The following is an 8,685-nucleotide window of genomic DNA, read 5'->3' on the forward strand; positions in this document are numbered from 1 at the left end:
TGAATTTTCTATCTACTCATTCAAGTAGGTTGTTATACGGTTTGCGACTAGATCCGCGACCGCTTGTGCCGATTTCTGACCGCTATAGTAAGCCCCCGCTTCCTCCTCGATGATCGCTTGAAGCTTCGAATCATTTTTTTGCGGCGTAATCGCCTGGGCCAGCATCTGCTTGATCATGTCGATATCTTCCTTCTGAATCGGGATCAAGGATCCCATTGGAGACTCGATAGCGCCTTTGTCCTCAAGCTCCTTGAACATCTTCTCGTTGACCTTTTTATTGACAGAGAATCCTTGTAACCCAGGCATGGTCTGTATTTCTTCAGACAATAAGAACTTCATGAAATCCCATGCTTCTGCCTGCACATTCGAATTCCTATTTATCCCTAGGTTCTTATGCATCACGAAGGTGCCTCCAGCCTGCTGCCCGGCAGCAAGCGGTTTACGATAGATCTTCCCTTGCTCATAGAACATCGCCGGCCCTACGAAATAATCTTCAGGCGACAGAATCAAAGCAGGTGCAAAAAAATAATCTCCTGCATTAACTTCCGCATCCGTAACCACCTTATCCGCATACATTGTCTTCACTTGCTCCATCAGTCCGACAAAAACATTGACATCGAAGCTAGCAGGGCGCTTCTCTCCGTGGATAATGCGAGTGTAGTTATCAACGAACAGAACGTTCAACATCTGCTCGGGTGCCGTATTCCCTATCGAATACGTGTGCTCTCCGGATGCCGCCAGACGTTTGCCCACCGCTGTGAACTCCCCCCATGTCCATGTGCTGTCATCAAATTCCACGCCGGATTGCTCAATTGCATTTTTATCGCCCATCAGGCTGTCTAAGAAGAACCGCAGGGGCAGCGAGTAAAGCCCCTCTCCCATCTTGGCCCCTTCCAGAATGTTCATCTCATACGAATTGGAATTAAAGCCAGGATCCTGCTTCATCAGCTCGCTCAAGTTGACTAGCGCTTGCTTGTCTACATACTTTTCAACCGGCAGACCGCTCACATCCAGGGTAATCAAATCGGCCCCTTTTCCTGACAGCAGCTCTGTGGTGGTGGTCTTCACATATTTTTCGAGATCACTTTCTAGATCGGAGGCCTCCACTTGGCTGTATTCTTTGATTTGAATATCCACATCGGAATGTTGCTCTTCATACTTTTTCGCAGCTTGGGTATATATAGGATCCGCTTGGAATACGGATAAGACCACGATTTTCTTCCCGTTTTGTTCCTGCTGCCCTTCCGGCTTCGCTTCATCTCCCTGTCCCTGTCCCTGTCCGCCAGCGCATGCTCCCAACGTCATCGTCATGAGGACGATTAAACTAAGTACGCCACTTTTTTTCATCCTAACCTCTCCTCTACAATCTCTATGTGATCGATACTGACCAAGCGCTTTAGCCCCTTACGCGTTGACCTTCTGTTAGCGGCTCGCTGCTCTCGACAATAATGCGATCTTTCATGTATACCCCTTGTAACACTAGTGTTTCTTGGCCATTCGTTCCCCCCAATTGGACGGGAGCCTTACGAACTATAAAGGTATTGCCTAATGGACCTGAACGTTCTTCCATAACAAGGACATAGCTATTCCTCCCCTCCTGATGAATCGCTTGGCTCAACACCAGCATGCCTCCCTCGCGCTTCTCCGATTGTGTTATTTCCACGCTTACGAGATCATTCGTTTGAATATTCGGATGTTGGACTTTTACGACAACCCGCCTACTCGCAGCTGCCTGATATGCCTCTTCTCCCGTCCTCTCTTGGTAGGAAGCCCCTGCATCAACGCCTGTCATCGGGTGAATTTCGGTAATGATCCCTTCAACCGGAACTCTGTCCCCTTCCCGTTCGATCTCAACATTCATCTTCTCCTCGGTACGCAATTTTTGACCCACGTCATCCGGGATGAGAATCTCGAATTGATAGCCTTGCTGCGCATTCATTAAGCTGATATCTGGTCCGCCGCTCCCCGCAGGCAGCTGCGGGATCGCATTTACTACTGTCACAACCCCGTCAAAAGGCGCGATAATGCGTCTGCGATCACTCGCCTCCGACTGCATCGTGCTCACTTTTCGCTCCTGGACATCAATGGCTAATTGCGCACGTTCTAACTCCCGCTTCGAGCGGCGCACTTGCATCTCGTCGCCATTTTGTACGGCTTCAATATATTCATCTTGCAAGTCAACTAACGTTAGCCGCTGCCCTGCGAGGCCCGCCTGTACATCCAGGATTTCCTGCTCAGCAGCAGAGTTCTCATAGGTGATTAACGTTTGCCCTTTAGCCACGTAATCCCCCTCTTTCACATGAACCTCGCTAATTGACCATTCCCCCTTGTTTGATAAATCAACATGTTGCCGGGGCATCAGCCTAGCCGTGCCACGCCACGTGGTTACTAACGCTCCTTCCCTCCCTAGTTCTGTTCGTACCTTAGGTAGATGTAACGTCAGCAATGTATTACTCGCTAGAGTAAGGAGAAGGAGCAAACCGATGAACAATCCAGACAGCCACACGATTACTCGTTTTTTTCTTGCATCCAGCGCTTCTGCGAGCTCTGTTGCCATCCTATCCCTCCTCTCAGGAGCTACCCTTTGATCCCCGACATTTGAATTCCTTCGATAAAATAAGACTCCGCATATAAAAACAGTAGAACCATTGGCGTCATATAGATCAGCGATGCGGCAAAGCCGATGCCTTGGGCGTCCTTATGAATTCTAGATAAATAGAGCGATAATGGCTGCTTGAATGAATCCTCCAAGAAAATCAAAGGCTGCTCGACCATATTCCAATAGTCAACGAACAACAAGACGATCAGCGCCGCTATCCCCGGCTTCATCAAAGGCAGCATTATCCGATAAAAAATGCGATAATGACCTGCACCATCCATCTGGGCTGCTTCAACCAGCGCATAAGGAATCGAAAGCATAAATTGCCTTAGCATGAAAACTCCAAATGCCGCAAATATCCCTGGTAGAATAATCGCGCCAGCCGTGTTCATCAAACGAAGCTTGTCAGCAATAATATAGTTCGGAACCAAGGTAACTTGAAAAGGCATTAGCATCGTCATTAAGTAAACCCGAAACCATTTCTCTCTCCCCTTGAACCGGAGCTTCGCAAAAGCGTACGCTGCTAGCGCACTTACAACCGTCTGTCCCGCGATGATCGCTACGACCATTGCAACGGAGTTCCATAACATGAACAAATACGTCGGCGTCTCAAGCAATACGCTCCCGTACTGCTCAAAGGACAACCAATCCGGGATGAGCTTCAGATTCACAAATACATCAGGCTCCCCTTGCGTAACGACAGGCATTTTACCCACCAGTCCGTAATTGCCTTGAATTTCATGCTCCGTCATAAATGAATTTGTGAAAGTAATCACAATAGGGGAGAGAATCATGATCCCTATGCATGCCATCAGCAATGTGACCGACAGGTTTCGAATGAAACCCTTCTTCTTCATTCTTCCTCCCGTATCATTCCATAAAGTGTGTATAGCGCTTCTCTAACCGAAGCAGCATCGCAACGATGATATAGATACCTATCACCATAAGCGTCGCAGCCGCAGACAGCTTCTGTACATCCATCGCGAGGAACATATTATTCATGTAATGCTGAAGCGTATAGATGCTGTCATGCGGGTAATCGCCTGCGATCAGGTACGTCTCCCGAAATATTTTGAACGTATTCATAATAGACATCAGGACGACGAAAACCATCATCGGCGTTAAATAGACAAGTGTGATTCCATAACATTGGTACCACTTGCCCGCTCCCTCCAAATCAGCCGTCTCATAGTAATCTCGCGGGATGCTTTGCAGTCCTGCAAGGAACAAGATGATGTTGTAGCCGATATGTTTCCATAGGTAGAACACTGAGACTACAACTCTTGCCCAGGCCGATTTCATCCAGTCTACCTGTTCAAGCCCGGCAGCATGCATCCAGGCGTTAAGAGATCCATTCCAATCAAAGAGTACCTGCCACACCATCACGACGGAGGCTACGGGTACAACCAACGGCAGGACATAAGCCATCCGCAGAAATCTGCGCAGGTAGAGATTCCGGTTCAGCATGAGGGCGATCCCGAGTGACAGCATAAGCATCACTGGAACATTCACCGCCGTGAACCAGAACGTATTCGAGACGGCTTTGCGAAAAGATCCGCTGCTCAGCAACTCCTGATAATTCGAAAGTCCAACAAATGAACCGCCGACAGTATGGTCCAGCACCGAGTAGACAAGCCCCATTCCAAACGGAATGAGATAGAATAATGCAAAGCCAATGGTACTCGGCAACAAAAACGTCACGGCCACCATACTTTCTCTACGACTGAGACGGTTCCACTTCATGGCTTATCCGAAGAAAAGAATGCAACACTTGTACTTCCTTCCTGGAGGTTCACTTGGAACATCTCCTTCCCATCCTTTACACGCTTGTAGATGACGATGGGCAGACCTTTTCCTTGTACTTTATCCGTATCGGCTGCTACCACTTCCGGCTGATATCCATCGGAACGAACATCCAGTTGCTTCAGGAATGCATCCGCCATAGCGATCGCTTCTGAATCCTGCAATTTCGGAGCATGCGGAGCAAATGGCTCTATACCAATCGTTTGTACAAAATAGATCTGTCCTGTCTCCACATCGACATTGGCAACAACTTCTTTATGCGGCTCTTCGAATGTTTTTCCTTTTTCGATCAGAATGATATTAAATTGATGGATTTGCGTTCCTCCATTGATTCCTTTGGCGATCTGTGCGCTCGCGATGTCGAAGCCCTTCGTCTCAGGGAACCCGCGGTTGATGCGCGCCAGCACTTCTTGTGCCGTCTTATTGCCGCTAATCTCATCCGCATATAAATTAGTAGTGGTATAATTCGAATCCTCATCTTTGGTCTCGAAGCTGCGCAAATCTTCAGTCCCGGACAGATTGAGCAAAGCTCGAATCTGCGCCGCTACGGCAGGCCCGGTATAGATGCCAACCGACGTGAGAAGTATAACCGCAAGCACACATGCAACCATGCGAACTTTCAGAGTTGATTTTGCTTTATATTTATCATTGCTATAACGTTCGTAGGAAATTTCTTGAATGCGCTCCTGCATTTCGGAGGGAATTTCCATTGCTTCCGCACAATCCTGCAGCTTATCACGTAGTTGTTGTTCAATGGACATAAAGTTCTTTCTCCTTTTCTGGCTCACTATATGGGCTAAGCTTGCGAAGCTTCCCCAGTGCTGCGTGATGCCTAGATTTGACCGTGCCTATGGGTATGACCAACAATTCAGCGATTTCATCGAATGTATAGTCGTGATAATAGCGTAGAATAATCACCGTACGAAGTTTGTAGGATAACTGATGAACGATGGTCAGCATCTCGTGATGGAACTCTGCCTCAAGAACCTGATGATCCGAGAAAATATACTCTTCCACCTCCAAGAGCTGCTTCTTCTCGAAGATTCGGAACCTCCTCCAGCTTTTAGTTCTCCACTTCTGTACTTGCTTCAGTACGATGCCATGCATCCAGAATCGGAAGGGACGATTCGCATCGTAATTGTCGATAGACCGCCACAGCTGAAAGTAAATCTCGTTCATTACATCTTCTATTTCATTTTTTTCCGTCATTAGAAACACTACAGAGCGGTAGATTTCGGGGAATGACCATTCATAAATCACTCGAAATGCAGATGGATCCCCCTCCTTCATCCGCTCAATCCAATGTTCTATATTGATGTCTTTCATCAAAAAAGGGCCCTCCTTTGTAAGCTTACAATCTATATTGCCACGTTCATTCGAAAAGGTTCGATTTATGGATAAAATCTATAAAACATTGATAGGCTAGTTGTGGTTGCACTCGTGTTATAAAGCCGCCTTCATTCGCGGTAGTATGTATTCATGTGTACAAATGATATGGCTGGGAATCCCATCGTCGCCGGCGTACCCTACATTCAACATTAGCACAGGGTTAACAGTACGAAAATTACTTCTACCCATGGTATGAGCAAATGTTTGAAGATAAAAAACAAAAAAAGCCTTCAGGGATTTTTCAATCCAAGAAAGCTTCACTGTTTGTAAGTATAATGTTGATGAACTACCCTTATTTATTTAAAACTGCGCTGAGCTCGTTTCAAGATTCGCATCGTTTCTCTCGTTCGAGATTGCTCCTCCCATGCCTGACAAACTTGAACAACCCATTCCGGCTTCGATTTTCCGGCATCGTTCAACCAGTTTCCTACAGAGTCTTGAACGTATTTCGACGGATCCGATTTGACGATATCAAGTAGCGGCAGCGCAAAGGCAGGATTTTCCTTCAGAGCGACTATATGTTTGGCCCATACTCCATGAGGACGCGTCACTTCAACAGCAAATCTTCGAATATTGGCGTTATCGTCACGGGCCCAGTCGACAAGCATTCGAATAGCCTCCTTAAGTTCTTGCGCAACATGCTCCCTGACAGCCATCCACGCGATTTCACGTACCCCAAAATGTTCATCGGCAGCAAAAAAACGGATTCTCTGCAATTTCTGATCTAACGTAAGCTCATCCAAGCCTACAATGTAGGCAGCCCAGCATCTGACGCTATCTGAACGATGAGTGGAAAGTCTGTCCATGACCTCGATTCGTTTGAACTCTGGCATTTGGTTCAGAAGACGAAGCCACGCACCGGCAATAGCCGGGATCATCTTCATAATCTTTGGAGGAATACTCTCCAAATCGGACAACATCGCCTTTGAATGCTGTTCTAGCTCTAGCTCGTCCAATATATGAAGCAACAAGGTGATATGGTCGATCGCCAGCCATTCAGTCAAGTTTACCGTCTCCAACCGTCCTTGCTGCAGCAATTGGAGTAATTCTGGATGGATCTCGCTAACCTTCTTTGCTCCTTTTCTGCCCATATAGGTATCTAGAGCAGGAAACGATTGTTTTTTATTGATAGTAAGCACCTGCCTTTTACACTGGTAACTGACGGCACTGCAGCTTGGCCAGCTGCAAGCCTTTATACTATCCAAATTATACCTGCATTTCATGTGAGAGGATGTAATGTGGATAACAACTCTTATTTATATTAAATGTTCAAATGCTCGCAGTGTATATAAATTGTCCGAAAATCGGTCTTGATCGCTTTCGCTTCAGCTAACTCTTGTAATGCAAGTGTGACAGCCTCCCTCGATGCACCAACAAGGTGAGCGATTTCCTGATGTGATAATGGGGTATCAATCCTATAGTAATCATTGTCTCGTTGGTCACACTTAACCCCGAACTGACGGGAAAGCCTTTGAAGAACATGCATGATTCTCTCATGAAGTCTCCCAAGTGCGAGGTTTTGAGCGAGACTGCTTATATACACTAAGCGTTCACTTAGAACTTTTAACATATTCAGCAAAAAACGCGGATGTTCGACCAGGAAATTCTCAAACCGCTTCTGATCGATCATACAGATATCGGATTCCACAATCGCTTCAATAAACAGGTCCCGGGTCCCCAGTGAAATGCCGTTTAATTCGCCAAAAACATTTCCCTCACTTAATATGTCCAACGTAAATTGCTTCCCTTCGGTGTTGATCCGGTATAAGCGAACCCTTCCCTTTTTGACGAAGTACAACTTTTCTTGAAATGATTCCGGGGTTTGTATATACGTCTTTGGGTGATAGGTCGTAATTAAGGTGAGTTTATCCATAACAATTAAGTCTTCTTCAGATAATGCATGCAGCAAATTGAACTGTGATAGGTATTGGATTTTATCCATTTTTCCCTCCAGAACCATAGCAAATAACAACGTATTGTGGAGTTGCTTAATCATAAATCGTTAGGCTAAAGTCAACGTATATTAGTAGCAGTCAATAATTTTTCCTTTTCTCAAGGGAGCTTTAAATACAAAAAAAGTTCTTTAGGTTATCTCCTAAAGAACATCCTTGTAATACTATGATGCCGGTGAAGGGACTCGAACCCCCACGGTTTCCCTCACGATTTTGAGTCGCGCGCGTCTGCCAATTCCGCCACACCGGCTTATAAGTGGCGCGCCCTAAGAGATTCGAACTCCTGACCTTTTGATTCGTAGTCAAACGCTCTATCCAGCTGAGCTAAGGGCGCATATTTAGATGGAGCGGACGACGGGAATCGAACCCGCGACCCTCGCCTTGGCAAGGCGATGCTCTACCGCTGAGCCACGTCCGCATAAAATTTAAAAAACTGGTGAGCCATGAAGGACTCGAACCTTCGACACCCTGATTAAAAGTCAGGTGCTCTACCAACTGAGCTAATGGCTCTCATAAGTAAATCTGAGATGAAGTAAAGAGCCTTAAGCACATTCTATGGCAATACATCTGCAGTACCAAAGTGTCAATGAATCATTACTTCTAGGAAACATATAATTTCCGTCTCGTAATTAAGAGAAAATGGCGGAGCCGACGGGATTCGAACCCGCGGTCTCCTGCGTGACAGGCAGGCATGTTAGGCCTCTACACCACGGCTCCACACTATGAAATTGAAGCTAATTGCGGGGGCAGGATTTGAACCTACGACCTTCGGGTTATGAGCCCGACGAGCTACCGGACTGCTCCACCCCGCGTCAATTATAGAAAATATGGTGGAGGCTAACGGGATCGAACCGCTGACCCTCTGCTTGTAAGGCAGATGCTCTCCCAGCTGAGCTAAGCCTCCACATTTTGGTAGCATTAATGAAAATGGTGACCCGTAGG

The 8,685-nt window shown here is 46.6% G+C and carries 8 protein-coding genes and 7 tRNA genes; all 15 read right to left on the reverse strand.

Annotation, left to right across the window (positions count from 1 at the left end; translation table 11 throughout):
* Window positions 1-12: 12 nt before the first annotated feature.
* Window positions 13-1,347 carry an ABC transporter substrate-binding protein gene (locus BFJ94_RS13550; protein WP_120463152.1) on the reverse strand — a complete coding sequence of 445 codons (1,335 nt, stop codon included), beginning with the start codon at window positions 1,345-1,347 and terminating at the stop codon, window positions 13-15.
* 49 nt (window positions 1,348-1,396) lie between these two features.
* Window positions 1,397-2,557, reverse strand: coding sequence for an efflux RND transporter periplasmic adaptor subunit (locus BFJ94_RS13555; RefSeq protein WP_120463153.1), 1,161 nt, complete (start codon window positions 2,555-2,557; stop codon window positions 1,397-1,399).
* A gap of 20 nt (window positions 2,558-2,577) precedes the next feature.
* A complete protein-coding gene (locus BFJ94_RS13560; RefSeq protein ID WP_120463154.1) occupies window positions 2,578-3,456 on the reverse strand; it encodes a carbohydrate ABC transporter permease in 879 nt (292 codons plus the stop codon).
* Window positions 3,457-3,469: 13 nt separating this feature from the next.
* The gene (locus BFJ94_RS13565; RefSeq protein ID WP_229716843.1) at window positions 3,470-4,342 is read right to left on the reverse strand and encodes a carbohydrate ABC transporter permease; all 873 of its coding nucleotides are present in this window, start codon (window positions 4,340-4,342) and stop codon (window positions 3,470-3,472) included.
* Complete coding sequence (locus BFJ94_RS13570) at window positions 4,339-5,163, reverse strand: hypothetical protein (protein WP_120463155.1); 825 nt, start codon at window positions 5,161-5,163, stop codon at window positions 4,339-4,341. The genes BFJ94_RS13565 and BFJ94_RS13570 overlap by 4 nt, the downstream gene beginning before the upstream one ends.
* On the reverse strand, window positions 5,153-5,728 hold the full coding sequence (locus BFJ94_RS13575; protein WP_120463156.1) for a sigma-70 family RNA polymerase sigma factor: 576 nt from the start codon (window positions 5,726-5,728) through the stop codon (window positions 5,153-5,155). Before BFJ94_RS13575 ends, BFJ94_RS13570 begins: the two co-directional genes overlap by 11 nt.
* Window positions 5,729-6,087: 359 nt before the next feature.
* Window positions 6,088-6,882, reverse strand: a complete 795-nt coding sequence (locus BFJ94_RS13585) for a DNA alkylation repair protein (protein WP_120465234.1) — start codon at window positions 6,880-6,882, stop codon at window positions 6,088-6,090.
* 170 nt (window positions 6,883-7,052) lie between these two features.
* Window positions 7,053-7,733 carry a Crp/Fnr family transcriptional regulator gene (locus BFJ94_RS13590; RefSeq protein WP_120463157.1) on the reverse strand — a complete coding sequence of 227 codons (681 nt, stop codon included), beginning with the start codon at window positions 7,731-7,733 and terminating at the stop codon, window positions 7,053-7,055.
* Between the two features lie 180 nt (window positions 7,734-7,913).
* Window positions 7,914-7,993, reverse strand: a tRNA-Leu gene (locus tag BFJ94_RS13595).
* 7 nt (window positions 7,994-8,000) lie between these two features.
* Window positions 8,001-8,077: transfer RNA gene (locus BFJ94_RS13600), tRNA-Arg, on the reverse strand.
* Window positions 8,078-8,086: 9 nt separating this feature from the next.
* A tRNA-Gly gene (locus BFJ94_RS13605) sits at window positions 8,087-8,161 on the reverse strand.
* Window positions 8,162-8,177: 16 nt separating this feature from the next.
* Window positions 8,178-8,253, reverse strand: a tRNA-Lys gene (locus BFJ94_RS13610).
* A gap of 130 nt (window positions 8,254-8,383) precedes the next feature.
* Window positions 8,384-8,460, reverse strand: a tRNA-Asp gene (locus BFJ94_RS13615).
* A gap of 21 nt (window positions 8,461-8,481) precedes the next feature.
* A tRNA-Met gene (locus BFJ94_RS13620) sits at window positions 8,482-8,555 on the reverse strand.
* A 16-nt stretch (window positions 8,556-8,571) separates the two neighbouring features.
* Window positions 8,572-8,647, reverse strand: a tRNA-Val gene (locus BFJ94_RS13625).
* Window positions 8,648-8,685: the final 38 nt, after the last annotated feature.

It is taken from the genome of Paenibacillus aceti, from assembly GCF_003614185.1.
GTDB classification, from domain to species: Bacteria; Bacillota; Bacilli; order Paenibacillales; family Paenibacillaceae; genus Fontibacillus; species Fontibacillus aceti.